The organism is Erwinia amylovora (genome assembly GCF_017161565.1).
Classification (GTDB): domain Bacteria; phylum Pseudomonadota; class Gammaproteobacteria; order Enterobacterales; family Enterobacteriaceae; genus Erwinia; species Erwinia amylovora.
Genome location: NZ_CP066796.1, coordinates 3,462,766 through 3,479,499 on the forward strand (window position 1 = coordinate 3,462,766; position 16,734 = coordinate 3,479,499).

Sequence of the window (16,734 nt, forward strand, 5' to 3'; positions counted from 1 at the left end):
TCTTCAGGTAAGGAGGTGATCCAACCGCAGGTTCCCCTACGGTTACCTTGTTACGACTTCACCCCAGTCATGAATCACAAAGTGGTAAGCGCCCTCCCGAAGGTTAAGCTACCTACTTCTTTTGCAACCCACTCCCATGGTGTGACGGGCGGTGTGTACAAGGCCCGGGAACGTATTCACCGTAGCATTCTGATCTACGATTACTAGCGATTCCGACTTCACGGAGTCGAGTTGCAGACTCCGATCCGGACTACGACGCACTTTATGAGGTCCGCTTGCTCTCGCGAGGTCGCTTCTCTTTGTATGCGCCATTGTAGCACGTGTGTAGCCCTGGCCGTAAGGGCCATGATGACTTGACGTCATCCCCACCTTCCTCCGGTTTATCACCGGCAGTCTCCTTTGAGTTCCCGACCGAATCGCTGGCAACAAAGGATAAGGGTTGCGCTCGTTGCGGGACTTAACCCAACATTTCACAACACGAGCTGACGACAGCCATGCAGCACCTGTCTCACGGTTCCCGAAGGCACTTCCGCATCTCTGCAGAATTCCGTGGATGTCAAGGCCAGGTAAGGTTCTTCGCGTTGCATCGAATTAAACCACATGCTCCACCGCTTGTGCGGGCCCCCGTCAATTCATTTGAGTTTTAACCTTGCGGCCGTACTCCCCAGGCGGTCGACTTAACGCGTTAGCTCCGGAAGCCACTCCTCAGGGGAACAGCCTCCAAGTCGACATCGTTTACGGCGTGGACTACCAGGGTATCTAATCCTGTTTGCTCCCCACGCTTTCGCACCTGAGCGTCAGTCTTCGTCCAGGGGGCCGCCTTCGCCACCGGTATTCCTCCAGATCTCTACGCATTTCACCGCTACACCTGGAATTCTACCCCCCTCTACGAGACTCTAGCCTGCCAGTTTCGAATGCAGTTCCCAGGTTAAGCCCGGGGATTTCACATCCGACTTGACAGACCGCCTGCGTGCGCTTTACGCCCAGTAATTCCGATTAACGCTTGCACCCTCCGTATTACCGCGGCTGCTGGCACGGAGTTAGCCGGTGCTTCTTCTGCGGGTAACGTCAATGCAGGAGGTTATTAACCTCTCACCCTTCCTCCCCGCTGAAAGTACTTTACAACCCGAAGGCCTTCTTCATACACGCGGCATGGCTGCATCAGGCTTGCGCCCATTGTGCAATATTCCCCACTGCTGCCTCCCGTAGGAGTCTGGACCGTGTCTCAGTTCCAGTGTGGCTGGTCATCCTCTCAGACCAGCTAGGGATCGTCGCCTAGGTGAGCCGTTACCTCACCTACCAGCTAATCCCATCTGGGCACATCCGATGGTGTGAGGCCCGAAGGTCCCCCACTTTGGTCCGTAGACGTTATGCGGTATTAGCTACCGTTTCCAGTAGTTATCCCCCTCCATCGGGCAGTTTCCCAGACATTACTCACCCGTCCGCCACTCGTCACCCAAGAGCAAGCTCTCTGTGCTACCGTTCGACTTGCATGTGTTAGGCCTGCCGCCAGCGTTCAATCTGAGCCATGATCAAACTCTTCAATTAAAAGTTCGATTTGCTGAAACCAGTCCAGCGATGCTCAATCGTAAAACGTCATAATGAATTTCATTATGTGTTCACTCTTAAGACTTGATATTTTTTTTACGCCCGGAGGCGTCTGATATCAATCCTGCGAGTGCCCACACAGATTGTCTGATAAATTGTTAAAGAGCGGTGCGCACAGTGCCTTGGCATCCTGTCGCGAGGTGGCGTATATTACGCTTTCCTCCTCCGGAGTCAACCTCTTTTACAGAAGTTTTTCCAGGCGGTTCAGAACTTCCTGAACCTCTCAACACGCCGGCCGGTAAGCCGTTGTTCCGTGTCAGTGGAGGCGCATTATAGGGAGTTTCTGACGGCTGACAAGGGCTAATTTGCGATAATATGCCTGTTTGCCGCAATCCCCAGCAAAACCCCACTTTATACCCTGTTATGCACAAACTTATCCACACTGCTTGCATCGTGGCAATTTTGACGAGCAACGCGCAAACGTTTTCGCTACAATGCCCGCGCAAAGAGTCAGCCCCCTCAGGGGCGTTATCTGAAACTTTTCTTGTTTATAGAAGAAAATGAGCAAGCTTCATATAACGCTCTTTTTATGCGATCCAAAGCCAAGGGATAAACCTCATGCAACTACATCGTCCTGTACGCCGCGCGCTGCTCAGCGTGTCTGACAAAGCCGGTATCCTCGAATTCGCACAGGCGCTTTCCCGGCGCGGCGTCGAACTGCTCTCCACCGGCGGGACTGCCCGCCTGCTGGCTGATGCCGGTCTGCCCGTTACTGAAGTCTCGGACTACACCGGTTTCCCGGAAATGATGGATGGGCGCGTTAAAACGTTACATCCGAAAGTGCATGGCGGTATTTTAGGACGCCGTGGTCAGGATGATGCCGTTATGGCCGAACACGGTATCTCGCCCGTTGATATGGTCGTCGTTAACCTTTATCCCTTCGCCCAAACCGTAGCTCGTGCAGACTGTTCGCTGGAAGATGCGGTTGAAAATATCGATATCGGTGGCCCCACAATGGTGCGCTCTGCCGCCAAGAATCATAAGGACGTGGCTATCGTGGTGAAGAGCAGCGACTATCAGGCCATCATTGCAGAACTGGATGCCAATGAGAATTCACTGACGCTGGCAACCCGTTTTGATCTGGCGATCAAAGCTTTTGAACACACTGCGGCTTACGACAGTATGATTGCCAACTACTTTGGCAGTATGGTCCCCGCCTATCACGGTGAGACAACCGAACCCGCCGGCCGTTTCCCGCGCACGCTGAATCTGAACTTTATTAAAAAGCAGGATATGCGCTATGGCGAAAACAGCCACCAGCAGGCTGCCTTCTATATAGAAGAGGAGGTCAGTGAGGCGTCCGTTGCCACCGCACAGCAGGTACAGGGTAAAGCCCTCTCTTATAACAACATCGCTGATACCGACGCCGCGCTGGAGTGCGTAAAGGAGTTCAACCAGCCGGCCTGCGTTATCGTCAAGCATGCGAACCCGTGCGGCGTGGCGACAGGCAGCTCAATTCTCGATGCCTACGGGCGTGCTTACCAAACCGACCCCACTTCTGCTTTCGGCGGCATTATCGCCTTCAACCGTGAGCTGGATGAAGCCACCGCACAGGCGATCAGCAGCCGCCAGTTTGTAGAGGTTATCATTGCGCCTTCCGCCAGCGATGCGGCGCTGAAGGTGACCGCTACTAAACAGAACGTGCGCGTGCTGACCTGTGGTCAGTGGCAGCAGCGTCAGACGGGTCTCGACTTCAAGCGTGTCAACGGTGGCCTGCTGGTGCAGGATCGCGATCTCGGCATGGTAGGTGAAAGCCAGCTACGCGTGGTCAGTAAGCGCCAGCCAGGCGAGCAGGAACTGCGTGATGCGCTGTTCTGCTGGAAAGTGGCTAAATTTGTTAAGTCAAACGCCATTGTTTATGCCCGTGATAATATGACCATCGGCATAGGGGCCGGTCAGATGAGCCGCGTTTACTCGACTAAAATCGCCGGTATCAAAGCCGCTGATGAAGGTCTGGCAGTCACAGGTTCGGCGATGGCTTCTGACGCTTTCTTCCCGTTCCGCGACGGTATTGATGCCGCCGCCGCCGTTGGCGTGACCTGCGTGATCCAGCCGGGAGGCTCAATTCGAGATGATGAAGTGATCGCTGCGGCAGATGAACACGGCATTGCCATGATCTTTACCGACATGCGTCACTTCCGCCATTAATTACGGAGTCCCAGATGAAAATTTTAGTCATTGGTAACGGTGGCCGTGAGCACGCGCTGGCCTGGAAAGCCGCTCAGTCTCCGCTGGCCGATCGTGTATTTGTTGCTCCGGGCAATGCCGGAACCGCGCTGGAACCGGCCTTACACAACGTGGCTATCAGCCCCACCGATATTCAGGGGCTGCTGAACTTTGCCCTGAATGAAAACATCGACCTGACGATTGTCGGCCCGGAAGCGCCGCTGGTTATCGGCGTGGTGGACGCATTCCGCAGCGCCGGACTGAAAATATTCGGCCCGACTCAGGCCGCCGCACAGCTGGAAGGTTCGAAGGCATTCACCAAAGATTTTCTTGCACGCCATCAGATCCCGTCCGCTGAATACCAGAACTTCACCGCGGTCGAACCGGCTCTTGCTTACGTACGTGAGAAAGGTGCACCGATTGTGATTAAGGCCGATGGCCTGGCCGCGGGTAAAGGGGTAATCGTTGCCATGACGCTGCAGGAAGCGGAAGACGCTATCCAGCATATGCTGGCGGGCAATGCGTTTGGCAACGCCGGGCACCGCATCGTGGTAGAGGAGTTTCTCGACGGCGAAGAAGCCAGCTTTATTGTGATGGTCGATGGCAAAAACGTGCTGCCAATGGCCACCAGCCAGGATCACAAGCGCGTGGGCGATGGCGATAGCGGCCCGAATACCGGTGGTATGGGGGCTTATTCCCCGGCACCGGTGGTCACCGATGTCATTCATCAGCGGGTGATGGACGAAGTGATCTGGCCAACCGTGCGAGGCATGGCTGCTGAAGGCAATGTCTATACCGGGTTCCTGTATGCCGGCTTGATGATCGACAAAAGCGGTCAGCCAAAGGTGATTGAATTTAACTGTCGCTTTGGCGATCCGGAAACCCAGCCGATCATGCTGCGTCTGCAATCCGATCTGGTCGATCTGTGCCTGGCTGCCGTTGAAGGTAAGCTGGATCAGAAAAATTCCGTCTGGGATCCTCGTCCATCACTGGGCGTGGTTCTGGCAGCCGGTGGCTACCCGGGAGACTATATCAACGGTGAGCAGATCCACGGCCTGCCTGTGGAAGAAGTGGCAGACGGGAAAGTGTTCCATGCGGGGACGACGCTTCAGGACGGCCTGGTGGTAACCAGCGGCGGCCGCGTGCTGTGCGTCACCGCGCTGGGCGAAGACGTAGCCGCAGCCCAACGACGCGCCTACCAGCTGGCAAAGCCCATTTACTGGAATGGCAGCTTTTGCCGCTCGGATATTGGCTATCGCGCCATCGATCGTCAATAACGTTGCCGGCGGGTCAGTGCTGTTGCACTAAACGGTATGACACAGGGGCGATCTTTACTCGCCCTTTTTCATGCTCAGAAGCCGTCTTCTTCAGGCTCGCTTTGACACAGATCGGTAGCGGTGACCATCAGCAGTTCCGTGCCGGCTGGCGCCTCCAGCCATGCAATGTCTGGAGAACCGGATGTGTCACGCTGCTGGCGTGCAATACGGCCTAACTCCGTGCTATCCAGTTGAGGTCGAACACGCCCGCCCTGGCAGCTGACGACCGTACCATCCGGCTGCCATTTCCCTTGTTTTAGTAAAACCCTGCCTGACAGCAAATCGTCGCTGACTTTCAGCATACGCTGGCTATCAAACTGATATAGCGCAACCGCATCCGCAGAGAGCGCTTCACGCCGCCCGGCAAGCTGGCGCTGCATAAAGCTTACATTGCCATCCCGATCGAAGCGCAGGGTCACATTATCGGGCTGTCCCCCGGTGACACGGCGCTCTATCGAAATCAGTTTCCCCTGCTGCCAGAGATAGTCGCTGCTTTCCACGGCTGACCCCCTGAATGGCGTATACTCGGTCATCAGGCGTACCAACTGCTGCGGCTGGTTTTTACGCCAGATACGTACGGCACCGCGATCGGCAAGATAGCCGCTGGCGGTGAAGTCTGGCAGATTGGAATGCGAGCTGCAGCCTGCTAACAGCATCAGCAGGGCAAGGGCGTTATATTGGATAAAGGTGGTTAGTTGCATCATGATAAAAGTATTCCAGAACCAACGCCTTACTTAGCTGTGGAATCGCTTAAGCCGGAGGGGCGTACGTCAGGAAAACAGGCTAAACAAAAGGGGCGAAATCGCCCCCCTGTTTAAACCTGTCACCGTCAGACGATTACTTAACAGCGTCTTTCAGAGCTTTACCAGATACAAATGCCGGCACGTTTGCAGCAGCAATTTTAATTTCTTTGCCAGTCTGTGGGTTGCGGCCAGTGCGCTCAGCGCGGTGATTAACTTTAAAAGTACCAAAACCAACCAGTTGTACTGCATCACCTTCTTTCAGAGACTCAGTAATCGCTGCCAGGGTGGATTCCAGTGCAGCTTTAGCCTGGGTCTTAGACAGGTCCGCTTTGTCCGCAATTACATCAATCAGTTGAGTCTTGTTCATAAGTTATCCTTACAGTGTATTTATCGCTTGCTAAGCATCAAGTGCGAGGGAAAAACCAGATTCTGGCACTCTCCTGCATACACGCACCGATAGCAACATTTTTCAGCCCCCCAAATGTAGACCAGACAGGGGGCGAATGTGAAGCCCAAAGGCGCTACAATTCAGAGTTGAAGTCACGTTTTATGGTCTTACTGCTGAAAATTTATACCGATATTACTTATCCCTGATTCTCGCAGGTCAGATCGCAGTCCTTTGATCAGTTCCACATCCCGCTCTTCGCAGGCCGCGAGCAGGCGGAATATCTCCCACTGGATGTCCCACTCTTCTTCCACGGCGGGGTTAGCCTTTAGCTCTTCTTCGGTCATTTCGCGGCCGGCCTGGGTCATCTCCAGCATGGCGACGGTGGTGATCGAGGTCTCGCTAACGGCAATGGCGTGCGCCAACGTTTCACCACTGAGGCGCGAGTGCAGCAGTTCGCTCAGCGCCACACAGGCATCAATCGCCGGGTAAACGCCGTACAGGTCGTAATCCTCTGCGGAGGGGATCGCCTCCTCCAGCTTCTCCAGCTGACTGTCGAAGTTTACCTTCGCATCTTTCACCACCAGCGTTTCCCACAGGAGGTCGAGAATACGGCGATACAGCTGACCGTCAGCAAATCCCGTTTGCTGGCAAAATTCGCGGTAATTAGGGGCCATGCGCTCACACAGGCAGGCCATAAAAGTAACGTGCTGCCAGCTTTCCAGCTTTTCCAGCCGCAGATGAATCGGATTACGTAACATATCGGGATCTCAGAATGAATGCGCTTGCCGCAGTGTACCTGAAAAGCCATGAGGCAGCACGGGGGGGTTAACCGCGTAATAGCGTGTCGGAAGCCGGACGCCGCGAGGCGATGGCATCAGCCCAGCGCGTCGGTTCCGGCAAACGGTAGCCATGCAGGCATTTCTGCACCCAGTCCAGCGCCGTTGCCTGACTCACCCGATGGCCAGGGGAGATAAACAGGGGATTGCAGCGTGACTTGCTGCGCAGTACCCATCCCAGCTGCTGGTCGGTATCCATCAGAGGCTGACAGCTACCGGGATCCGCATCGGGCGGCGTGAACTGGCCACATAAGCGCTTCTTGGCAACGCCGATGGTCGGAACATCCGCCAACAGGCCAAAATGGCTGGCAACGCCAAGTCGGCGCGGATGGGCAATACCATGACCGTCTACCAGTAACAGATCGGGCCGCTGCGCCAGCTGCTGCCATGCGGCTTCCAGCGCCGGAATTTCACGGAATGACAGAAAACCTGGAATATAGGGCATGGTGGTGGCAATACGCGCCACCTGGTGTTCGATAAGCTGTAAGGAGGGATACTCAAGAATAACCAGCGCGGCGCGCGTTACCTCACCACTCTGTTCAAACCCGACGTCCGCACCGCCGATAAAGCGCGGCGGCATAACGTCGAAATCATCCTGAGTCACTATCTCTGCGGCATGCTGCCGCTGCTGGTCGCGTAATGCAGCAAGATCCATGCAGCCCCCGGCGTATCTTTTTTAACGGCAAGCGTTACCCAAGGTGGTAAGGGCGCGAGAGCCGGTGTACTGCCTCAACAAATACGCCCGCGTGTTCTGGCGGCACATCCAGATGGATGCCGTGGCCGAGGTTAAAGACATGCCCGTTGCCATGACCATAACCCTCAAGGATGCCCGCGACTTCCTGTTCGATGCGTGCAGGAGAAGCGTACAGCATAGACGGGTCCATATTGCCCTGCAGCGCGACACGGTCGCCAACGCGACGGCGGGCATCAGCCATATCGGTGGTCCAGTCAAGACCCAGCGCATCACAGCCGGTGGCGGCCATCGCTTCCAGCCACTGTCCGCCACCTTTGGTAAACAGCGTGACCGGCACACGACGCCCGTCGTTTTCGCGCAGCAGCCCGTCGACAATTTTATGCATATAGTTGAGCGAAAATTCCAGGTAATCACGCCCGGTCAGTACCCCACCCCAGGTATCAAAAATCATCACCGACTGCGCTCCGGCGCGGATCTGCGCGTTAAGGTACAGCGTGACGCTGTCCGCCAGCTTATCCAGCATCAGGTGCAGGGTTTGCGGCTCCGCGTACATCATCTTTTTCAGCCGGGTAAACGCCTTGCTGCTGCCGCCTTCGACCATATAGGTTGCCAGCGTCCACGGGCTGCCGGAGAAGCCAATCAGCGGCACTTCGCCGTTAAGGTTTTTACGGATGGTGCGCACCGCGTTCATCACGTAGCCCAGCTCCTGCTCGGGATCGGGGATCGGCAGCTTTTCGACATCGGCACGGCAGGTCACGGGGGAGGAAAAACGCGGGCCTTCGCCCGTTTCAAAATAGAGTCCCAGGCCCATCGCATCAGGAATGGTCAGAATATCGGAGAACAGGATCGCCGCATCCAGCGCGTAACGCCGCAGCGGCTGCAGCGTGACTTCACAGGCCAGTTCAGCATTTTTGCACAGCGACATAAAGTCACCGGCAACGGCGCGGGTAGCTTTGTATTCTGGCAAGTACCGCCCGGCCTGGCGCATCATCCACACCGGGGTAACATCAACTGGCTGGCGCAGCAGGGCGCGCAGATAACGATCGTTCTTCAGTTCACTCATCACAGGACTCTCTCTCCAATCAGGCCCGTAGTGTAACATTCATTGCAATTTGCGGTGATTCGGCGCTCAAAAAAATACCTTTCTCCGGGACGACACGATGCGCTGACTGACCATCCCCGCACCGCTGATTTCCCCCGGCCGGCCGCATCTGCCACAGGAGGTACGGCTGGCAAAAATCCACTGGGTTAATCCGGCGATTCACCGCGGTGATCCTTCGTCGGCACGACACCGTGCCACCGTGTCTTCGATAAGGCGGCGTGCCACCGTACCGGCAGGGGGCAATCGCGGTAATGCGTCGTAACGATACCAGCCTGCATCCAATAGCTCTTTCTTATCAATTTTGATTTCCCCGCCAGCATAATCAGCCATAAACGCCACCATCAGCGACTGCGGAAAAGGCCAGGGTTGGGAGGTGACATAACGCAGGTTTTTGACCTGGATGCTGCTCTCCTCCATCACTTCGCGTGCTACCGTCTGCTCCAGGGTTTCTCCCACTTCGACAAAACCCGCCAGCACGGTATAAACCCCGTTACGCTGGCGGTTATGCTGCGCCAGCAGGATCTCCGGTCCGCGTCGAATGGCGACGATAATGCAAGGAGCAATCTGTGGATAGTAGCGCTGGCGGCAATGATGGCATAAACAGGCCCATTCCGTTTTGCTGCTGTGCATTTTATGGCCGCAGTAGCCGCACCATTGGTGGGAGCGGAAGAACTCTGCCAGCTGAATGCCGCGCCCGGCCAGCTGAAACAGGCCGCTATCCTGACCGAGCAGCTGGCGTAACGATCCCATCTCCACCGGGCGCGAACCCCGGATCAACCACACCGCTTCCCCTTGCCACTCGCCAATGTGCGATCCTGACAATCCTGTCAGGCCCAGCGAGGCGGCATTGCCATGCGGCAATTCACCTCCTGGTAGCCAAATTTTATGTTCCTCGCTGACAACCCACCAGCCTTCGTCTATGCTTAGAATTTCACGTACCATAATTTACTCATCGTCCTCAGTTTAGAGACTGAATTGAGGCCAGGGTTAAAATTATATCCCGGAGCTATACATGCTTAACCAGTTAGAAGTCATCACCGCCCGCTTTGGCGGATGCAGTGAGCTGGTAGACTTTTGTCTGCATGCCCGCAGACAGCTGCTGGTTGCGTATTATCAGATGGTCGGCATAAAGCCTAACAAGGAATCGCTGACTACGCTTGATGAAAATGCCCTTGATGCTTTCTGCCAGAATCTGGTTGATTACCTTTCCAACGGTCACTTCACCATTTACGAGCGCTTTATCAAGGAGCTGGAAGGAACCGAATTGCTGGCTAAAGCGGCGCTGATTTATCCTTCTTTACAGGAAAATACTGCGCAAATTATGCAGCTGTACGACACGCATTTCGAGGCCGCTATCGACCATGATAACGACCACAACTTCCAGCATGCACTTTCCGTGGTAGGCGAAGCGCTTGAAGCGCGTTTCACGCTGGAAGACAGATTTATTCAGCTGGCACTAAAAAAAAATGCCGGGTTACAGAGTGCAGCCAATGATCTCTCCCTCGCCCGTCCCGCCTGACGCGCGAACAGAATGTGAATTTCTTGTAGTTTCCTGCAAGCCCCTTTATGCTGACCGGGATTAAGGTGAGATTTCCTCACCGAATTTTCCAGACTGAATTTCTGGCTTAGCCGTCGGAAAATCAGTCATTATCTTGTCGGAGTGCCCTTAGGGGCTGAGACCGTTCATTCGGGATCCGCGGAACCTGATCAGGTTAGTACCTGCGAAGGGAACAAGAGTAAATCAGTGATGACGATGTCGTATCCTTTTCTCACCATCGTTGTCATTACTCCCGCCTCCAGGCAAGCCAATTTCCGTCCTACTATCAGGAAGTTGCTATGTCTATCGTTGAAAAAAAACCCACCCGCCGCGAACAGCGCGCCCAGGCGCAGCAGTTTATTGAGTCGTTGCAGGGCAGTGCCTTTCCCAACTCAAAGCGCATCTGGTTGACCGGATCGCAGCCCGATATTCGCGTGCCGATGCGTGAGATCCAGCTTAGCCCCACCGTAACAGGCGGCAGCAAAGATAACCCAACGCTTGTCGGCAATGAACCGGTGCCGGTCTATGATACTGCCGGTCCCTATGGCGACCCGGAGGCGAGCATTGATGTTTATGCCGGGCTGGCCAAACTGCGTGCTGACTGGATCGTTAAACGCGATGACACAGAACAGATCGCCGAACTGAGTTCCGCCTATACCCAGCAACGCCTGGCCGATGAAGGACTGGATCATCTGCGTTTCGACAATTTGCCCTGTCCTCGCCGCGCCCGTGCCGGCCGCTGTGTGACCCAGATGCACTACGCGCGTCTTGGGGTGATCACCCCGGAAATGGAATTTATTGCCATCCGTGAAAATATGGGGCGCGAGCGTATTCGCGCTGAGGTGCTGTTACAACAGCATCCGGGTAACAGCTTTGGTGCCAGCCTGCCGGAAAATATTACCCCTGAATTTGTCCGTCAGGAAGTTGCCGCCGGGCGCGCCATTATTCCCGCCAATATTAACCACCCGGAATCCGAACCGATGATTATTGGCCGTCATTTCCTGGTGAAAATCAACGCCAATATCGGCAACTCGGCGGTCAGCTCCTCTATCGAAGAAGAGGTGGAAAAGCTGGTGTGGTCAGCGCGCTGGGGCGCAGATACGGTGATGGACCTGTCCACCGGGCGTTATATCCATGAAACCCGCGAGTGGATCCTGCGCAACAGCCCGGTTCCCATTGGTACTGTGCCGATCTATCAGGCGCTGGAAAAAGTGAACGGCGTGGCGGAAGACCTCAACTGGGAAATCTTCCGCGATACCCTGCTGGAACAGGCTGAACAGGGCGTTGACTACTTCACCATCCATGCCGGCGTACTGCTGCGCTATGTGCCGATGACCGCCAAACGTCTGACCGGCATTGTTTCGCGCGGCGGCTCGATTATGGCGAAATGGTGCCTGTCACATCATCAGGAGAGTTTTCTCTATCTGCACTTTCGCGAAATCTGCGAAATCTGCGCCGCTTATGACGTTTCGCTGTCGCTCGGCGATGGCCTGCGCCCCGGCTCGATTCAGGACGCCAATGATGAGGCCCAGTTCGCCGAGCTGCGCACGCTGGGTGAACTGACTAAAATCGCCTGGGAATACGACGTGCAGGTGATGATTGAAGGGCCTGGCCATGTGCCAATGCAGATGATCCGCACTAATATGACGCAACAGCTGGAACACTGCCACGAAGCGCCATTCTACACGCTTGGCCCGCTGACCACCGATATCGCTCCGGGATACGACCATTTCACCTCCGGGATTGGCGCCGCAATGATTGGCTGGTTTGGCTGCGCCATGCTGTGCTACGTCACACCCAAAGAGCATCTTGGCTTGCCGAACAAGGAGGATGTCAAACAGGGACTGATTACCTATAAAATTGCGGCCCATGCCGCCGACCTGGCCAAAGGCCATCCCGGCGCACAGATCCGCGACAACGCCATGTCAAAAGCACGCTTCGAATTCCGTTGGGAAGATCAGTTTAATCTCGCCCTCGATCCGCATACCGCCCGCGCCTACCACGATGAAACTCTGCCGCAGGAATCGGGCAAGGTGGCGCACTTTTGTTCGATGTGCGGACCGAAGTTCTGTTCCATGAAAATCACTCAGGAAGTGCGGGAATACGCCGCACGACAGGAAGCGGAGGCAAAGCCTGTCGAGATGGGTATGGCACAGATGTCACGGGAATTCCGCAGCCGGGGAGGCGAGCTTTATCACCGCGCCGATAGCCCGACGCCGGAGGAAAAAGTATGAGCCGTGGAGCATTTCCAGCAACCGCAGCACGGCTGGGGCTTTATCCGGTGGTTGATAACGTGCAGTGGATCGCCCGTCTGCTGGAGGCTGGCGTACGCACCATTCAGTTACGCATTAAAGACCGGACGGAACAGGAAGTTGAAACACAGGTCGCCGGGGCGATTGCCCTCGGTAAGCGCTATCAGGCACGGCTGTTTATTAACGACTACTGGCGGCTGGCCGTAAAGCATCAGGCATACGGCGTACACCTGGGGCAGGAGGATCTCAATATCGCCGATCTGGACAGCATTTACGCTGCCGGACTGCGTTTGGGGCTGTCAACCCATGATGATGACGAGTTGGATCGCGCACTGGCTGAAAAACCTTCTTATATTGCACTGGGCCACGTATTTCCTACCCGCACCAAGGATATGCCTTCCGCGCCACAGGGGCTGGAGGCGCTGTCGCGCTATATAAAGCGGCTGCCGGGCATATCTACCGTGGCGATTGGCGGCATCAGCCTTGAGCGTGCGCCAGCTGTTCTGGCCACCGGCGTGGGCAGTATTGCCGTGGTGAGCGCCATCACCCAGGCCAGCGACTGGCAGGCCGCAACGCGTCAGCTGCTGGCGCTGGCAGAAACGCAGCGCCCGCCAAGAGCCTGACCATGCAGTCTGAATTATCGCAGACGATATCTGGAATGGATGGCACAGATCTATGTCATTTAAGGTAACACCGAAATAAAGTTTTGAACGCATTGCGCAGCCCCGCTGCTGCGCACTTTCCATCCAGCGTGAGGCTTATATAGTGATGCTGCCGGTGACAATGACGCCGCCGGCCAGGGTCAGTCATTTTTCCTTTATGCTGGCCCTGCCTTCCCCATTTCTCAGTACCGGGGCCTGCCACCAGCGCGGAGCCTGACAGCATTGCCTGACCGGTCGCTGTTCACTAGCCGAACGGGCAGAATGTCAGTCAAATCTTCAAAGAAATCACTTTCTGAAAATAAACAGTTTGCAGAGAGCCTAAAGAAATCAGAGATAATGCGATTAAGTGAATGAGTCTGTTTAGGATCTCTCTAACTTTTTTAAATCTGGCAATATCAATTTTGGCCAGCAAGAATTTGCCAGCACGTGATTATTTTCAAATGATCCATATCTTGTGCTCTTGCAAATCAGCCATCGATTAATTACGAAACTTCTCATTATTTTTATTACATTGCCACTTCAATGACCTGAAAAACATCATTCAGTCGCTTTAAATAAAAACAGCCAGTGGATAGCCGGCGTTTAAAAGGCCACGCCCTCATTAACTCATTCCTGCTCTTTATTAAACCCCGAACCATATATAAACACCCATCGATTAAACGTTGACTGACTGTATTATTACAATGATATTAACGAGCAGATTAACTAACCATTCAATAATAAGGATATAAAGGTTATGCGCTTCAAACTTTTAGCTTTAGCTCTTTCCTCGCCGCTGGCCTTTGCGGCCATAGCCGATACCGTAACCGATTCTTTTACTCATGGTAAAGTAAGCGGTGAAATGGCTGCAGGAACTTTAAGCGGCAAAACGAAGGAGCGTGTTTACCATCCTGTATCTGCCGACAAGGTCAGCCAGCTCAACTGGAAATACAGTAATGCAGCAATCGTTAAAGGTGCTCTTTATTGGGATTTCATACCGTGGCTATCGCTCGGCGCTTCAGCCTGGACAACCATCGCCAGCCGTGGCGGTTATATGGATGATACCGACTGGCTGGACGAAAGCTCGCGCAGGTGGACCGCACAAAGTAAACATCCTGCCACACGGCTGAACTACGCGAACGAGTTCGATCTCAACATCAAACAGTGGTTGTTAAACGAACCTGATTATCGCCTCGGCGTCATGGGGGGTTATCAGGAAAACCGCTACAGCTTTAAATCTAACGGCGGCTTTTACAACTATCCTGGTGAGGACTCAAGCATACGTGAAATTGGCGCTTTCCCGGCGGGCACTACGGTCATCGGCTACAGGCAACGTTTTAAAATACCCTATATGGGTCTGACAGGTCGCTACCGCTATGAGCGTTTCGAATTCGGCGGCACCTTTAAATTCAGTGGATGGGTAAGTGCATCTGACAATGACGAACACTACCTGACAAATACCACCTTTAAGGCGAACACGGCAAACCAGAAATTCTACTCTCTCGCAGCAGACGCTGGTTATTACGTGACGCCCAAGGCTAAAATTTACCTGGATAGTATCTGGAGCCGCACAACAAATAAAAAAGGTAATATGTCTGTCAACAATCACACCGACGGCACCGAAGAAACCTTTGCAAACGTTAGCGGAATTGAGAATAACAACTATATGATCTCGGTTGGCCTGAAATACGCTTTCTGAATCAGTTAGCCGGACGGTTGATCCGGCTTTTATTTTTTTACCTATACCTGCCCCAATTCGCCCCCGCCTTAAGTTATCTTAAGGGCGTCAGATCGGAATAAGGCATAGGGTATGCTCAGGCAGCCACGCTTTGGCGGATATCCCTACTGATACTCAATACTGACCGGCAGTGACACGTGCCAGCGCCGGGGAAGCGCTCCTTTGAACCGCAGCTCGCCACTTCCCGCCACCACTTGCGCGCCGTACACGCCCTCAATCTGACGAAGTTCCGCATTCGCAAACTGACTCAGTCCGGTGGTACTACTGGCCGCCGCGTCCTGAAGCCATGCAGGACCTTCACCGGCAAACATTGTCGATAGCAGCCGTCCCGTCTGCTCCGGGTCCGCTACCCATACCTGCTCCGGCAGCCCATTTCCCGCCAGGTCGTCATAGACTCCGGCAACCACCGCCTGTCCGCTGATAGCATGACGCAGCAGTGCTGCCGCCGTCATGCGGAAACTGAAGGTGCCAGCCTGAAGAATTCCCTCCCCCGTCACGGGCAGGATCACCTGTGCCATCCCCGGATCCTTCCAGGTCAGAGAAAATCCTTCCACTCCCCGTCCAAATGTCACCCGCGGCACTAACCCTTCCCGCCCTGCTGGCGTGCTCCTGGTCGTCTTACCCAGTAATATTTTCAGCGCCGGAATGGCGACCGTAATCACCCGTTCATCCCCCGGGAAGCTGACGACTTCGCATCGAGGTTTTCCGCTCCTTCGCTTAGCTGCCACTCCCAGGGATTGCGGGTACTGGTCACGACTCCCCTCAGATTCAGTTCGCCGCTAAAATTTTGCCCGGGAGTGCTCCAGGCCAGGGCAGCCGCCGGCAACAGACTGGCAGTTAGCAATAAATACGTTAGCCTCTTCATTCTGTTTCTCTCCCTGTTCCGCGATTACTGCACCGTTACGGTCACATTCAGCCCGGCATGCCACCGTGCCGGTGTGCCTTCGGCCGGCAGACGCAACTCCAGGCCTGATATGGCCGAAGCATAGGCAGCGGCCAAATCGACCACCCGCGCATCAGCCAAAACGCTCTGGCTGATAACCTGACCACTGCTGACGACATTCATTCCGTGAGCAAACCCACTGTTCATTAATAACAGGGCAGGAAGACGGTTCATTACTCCCTGGGGTAAAGTCGCCGTCTGAACAGCCGTCACGCTTTCCCCACTGACCAGTGACATACCCGCTGGCAGCATGATGCTCTCTTTCTGGTAGCCGCCACTCACTGCCATTCCCTGGTCAAGGGTGAAAAAGAGTTGCCCTACCGTGTTACCAGTATCCGGGTCGCGCACGGGAACAGAAGCCCGGAATTGTTGTGGCCTGGTGCTGCCCCCCCCAGCAACCAGAAAAGGCTGACCACCACTGCTGAAGGTAATAACAGGCGTTAATCCAGGGCCACCGCGCTCCGCCACCTCATGCAGATGACCTTCGAGAAATGGCAGCGAACTTTTATCATGCAGGTCCAAAACAAGCTGGCCGTTCTCGTGGCGGGCATCGGCAGTGTCCACCGCCCAGTTCTGTTCAGGCGACGCCACCTGCCAGGTCCATTTAGGAGCCTGGTCAGTAACAAAACCCTGAAACTGAATTTCACCACCGTCGAGGATCTCTGAACGGGACAGTAGTGAATAAGAAAGCGCTATAATGGATAAAGCAGAAATGAAATATTTTCTGTTGCTCATTATATTTTCTCGCTTTATTTATTGTTATCGATCAC

Annotated in this window: 13 protein-coding genes, 1 rRNA gene, 1 pseudogene and 1 riboswitch; of the genes and pseudogenes, 6 read left to right on the forward strand and 9 right to left on the reverse strand. The window is 54.8% G+C overall.

The window, feature by feature from the left end; all coding sequences use genetic code 11:
• Positions 1 to 8: 8 nt before the first annotated feature.
• Positions 9 to 1,548: ribosomal RNA gene (locus JGC47_RS15765) — 16S ribosomal RNA — on the reverse strand.
• A gap of 618 nt (positions 1,549 to 2,166) precedes the next feature.
• Here JGC47_RS15765 and purH point away from each other — a divergent pair.
• Both purH and purD read left to right on the forward strand, forming a co-directional pair.
• A complete protein-coding gene (purH, locus tag JGC47_RS15770; RefSeq protein ID WP_004155018.1) occupies positions 2,167 to 3,756 on the forward strand; it encodes a bifunctional phosphoribosylaminoimidazolecarboxamide formyltransferase/IMP cyclohydrolase in 1,590 nt (529 codons plus the stop codon).
• A gap of 14 nt (positions 3,757 to 3,770) precedes the next feature.
• Positions 3,771 to 5,051, forward strand: a complete 1,281-nt coding sequence (gene purD, locus JGC47_RS15775; RefSeq protein WP_004155017.1) for a phosphoribosylamine--glycine ligase — start codon at positions 3,771 to 3,773, stop codon at positions 5,049 to 5,051.
• A gap of 74 nt (positions 5,052 to 5,125) precedes the next feature.
• Here the strand turns inward: purD and JGC47_RS15780 are convergent, their stop codons facing one another.
• The 6 genes from JGC47_RS15780 to nudC all read right to left on the reverse strand — a co-directional run bounded on the left by JGC47_RS15780 (position 5,126) and on the right by nudC (position 9,795).
• The gene (locus JGC47_RS15780) at positions 5,126 to 5,794 is read right to left on the reverse strand and encodes a DUF1481 domain-containing protein (protein ID WP_004155016.1); all 669 of its coding nucleotides are present in this window, start codon (positions 5,792 to 5,794) and stop codon (positions 5,126 to 5,128) included.
• Between the two features lie 133 nt (positions 5,795 to 5,927).
• Positions 5,928 to 6,200, reverse strand: a complete 273-nt coding sequence (gene hupA / locus JGC47_RS15785) for a nucleoid-associated protein HU-alpha (RefSeq protein WP_002438605.1) — start codon at positions 6,198 to 6,200, stop codon at positions 5,928 to 5,930.
• A 188-nt stretch (positions 6,201 to 6,388) separates the two neighbouring features.
• Complete coding sequence (locus JGC47_RS15790; RefSeq protein WP_004155015.1) at positions 6,389 to 6,979, reverse strand: YjaG family protein; 591 nt, start codon at positions 6,977 to 6,979, stop codon at positions 6,389 to 6,391.
• A gap of 67 nt (positions 6,980 to 7,046) precedes the next feature.
• A complete protein-coding gene (gene nfi / locus JGC47_RS15795) occupies positions 7,047 to 7,712 on the reverse strand; it encodes a deoxyribonuclease V (protein ID WP_004155014.1) in 666 nt (221 codons plus the stop codon).
• A 34-nt stretch (positions 7,713 to 7,746) separates the two neighbouring features.
• Positions 7,747 to 8,814 carry a uroporphyrinogen decarboxylase gene (gene hemE / locus JGC47_RS15800; protein WP_013035768.1) on the reverse strand — a complete coding sequence of 356 codons (1,068 nt, stop codon included), beginning with the start codon at positions 8,812 to 8,814 and terminating at the stop codon, positions 7,747 to 7,749.
• A gap of 198 nt (positions 8,815 to 9,012) precedes the next feature.
• Positions 9,013 to 9,795 carry an NAD(+) diphosphatase gene (gene nudC / locus JGC47_RS15805; protein ID WP_004155009.1) on the reverse strand — a complete coding sequence of 261 codons (783 nt, stop codon included), beginning with the start codon at positions 9,793 to 9,795 and terminating at the stop codon, positions 9,013 to 9,015.
• A 70-nt stretch (positions 9,796 to 9,865) separates the two neighbouring features.
• Between nudC and JGC47_RS15810 the strand changes: the two genes are divergently transcribed.
• The 4 genes from JGC47_RS15810 (at position 9,866) to JGC47_RS15825 (ending at position 14,982) form a co-directional block, all read left to right on the forward strand.
• A complete protein-coding gene (locus JGC47_RS15810) occupies positions 9,866 to 10,372 on the forward strand; it encodes an Rsd/AlgQ family anti-sigma factor (protein WP_004155008.1) in 507 nt (168 codons plus the stop codon).
• A 127-nt stretch (positions 10,373 to 10,499) separates the two neighbouring features.
• Positions 10,500 to 10,600, forward strand: a riboswitch (TPP riboswitch).
• A gap of 89 nt (positions 10,601 to 10,689) precedes the next feature.
• Positions 10,690 to 12,624, forward strand: coding sequence for a phosphomethylpyrimidine synthase ThiC (gene thiC, locus JGC47_RS15815; RefSeq protein ID WP_004155007.1), 1,935 nt, complete (start codon positions 10,690 to 10,692; stop codon positions 12,622 to 12,624).
• Complete coding sequence (thiE, locus tag JGC47_RS15820; RefSeq protein ID WP_004155006.1) at positions 12,621 to 13,265, forward strand: thiamine phosphate synthase; 645 nt, start codon at positions 12,621 to 12,623, stop codon at positions 13,263 to 13,265. Before thiC ends, thiE begins: the two co-directional genes overlap by 4 nt.
• A gap of 775 nt (positions 13,266 to 14,040) precedes the next feature.
• Positions 14,041 to 14,982, forward strand: coding sequence for an omptin family outer membrane protease (locus tag JGC47_RS15825; protein ID WP_004161755.1), 942 nt, complete (start codon positions 14,041 to 14,043; stop codon positions 14,980 to 14,982).
• 143 nt (positions 14,983 to 15,125) lie between these two features.
• On the opposite strand, the pseudogene JGC47_RS15830 reads toward JGC47_RS15825, so the two are convergent.
• Positions 15,126 to 15,886, reverse strand: a pseudogene (locus tag JGC47_RS15830) (F4 family fimbrial subunit).
• A gap of 24 nt (positions 15,887 to 15,910) precedes the next feature.
• Complete coding sequence (locus JGC47_RS15835; RefSeq protein WP_004155000.1) at positions 15,911 to 16,699, reverse strand: F4 family fimbrial subunit; 789 nt, start codon at positions 16,697 to 16,699, stop codon at positions 15,911 to 15,913.
• Positions 16,700 to 16,734: the final 35 nt, after the last annotated feature.

Coding starts and splice junctions, on each gene's coding strand:
- purH (WP_004155018.1), top strand. CDS start 2,167: ATGCAACTACATCGTCCTGTACGCCGCGCGCTGCTCAGCGTGTCTGAC.
- purD (WP_004155017.1), top strand. CDS start 3,771: ATGAAAATTTTAGTCATTGGTAACGGTGGCCGTGAGCACGCGCTGGCC.
- JGC47_RS15780 (WP_004155016.1), bottom strand. CDS start 5,794: ATGATGCAACTAACCACCTTTATCCAATATAACGCCCTTGCCCTGCTG.
- hupA (WP_002438605.1), bottom strand. CDS start 6,200: ATGAACAAGACTCAACTGATTGATGTAATTGCGGACAAAGCGGACCTG.
- JGC47_RS15790 (WP_004155015.1), bottom strand. CDS start 6,979: ATGTTACGTAATCCGATTCATCTGCGGCTGGAAAAGCTGGAAAGCTGG.
- nfi (WP_004155014.1), bottom strand. CDS start 7,712: ATGGATCTTGCTGCATTACGCGACCAGCAGCGGCAGCATGCCGCAGAG.
- hemE (WP_013035768.1), bottom strand. CDS start 8,814: ATGAGTGAACTGAAGAACGATCGTTATCTGCGCGCCCTGCTGCGCCAG.
- nudC (WP_004155009.1), bottom strand. CDS start 9,795: ATGGTACGTGAAATTCTAAGCATAGACGAAGGCTGGTGGGTTGTCAGC.
- JGC47_RS15810 (WP_004155008.1), top strand. CDS start 9,866: ATGCTTAACCAGTTAGAAGTCATCACCGCCCGCTTTGGCGGATGCAGT.
- thiC (WP_004155007.1), top strand. CDS start 10,690: ATGTCTATCGTTGAAAAAAAACCCACCCGCCGCGAACAGCGCGCCCAG.
- thiE (WP_004155006.1), top strand. CDS start 12,621: ATGAGCCGTGGAGCATTTCCAGCAACCGCAGCACGGCTGGGGCTTTAT.
- JGC47_RS15825 (WP_004161755.1), top strand. CDS start 14,041: ATGCGCTTCAAACTTTTAGCTTTAGCTCTTTCCTCGCCGCTGGCCTTT.
- JGC47_RS15835 (WP_004155000.1), bottom strand. CDS start 16,699: ATGAGCAACAGAAAATATTTCATTTCTGCTTTATCCATTATAGCGCTT.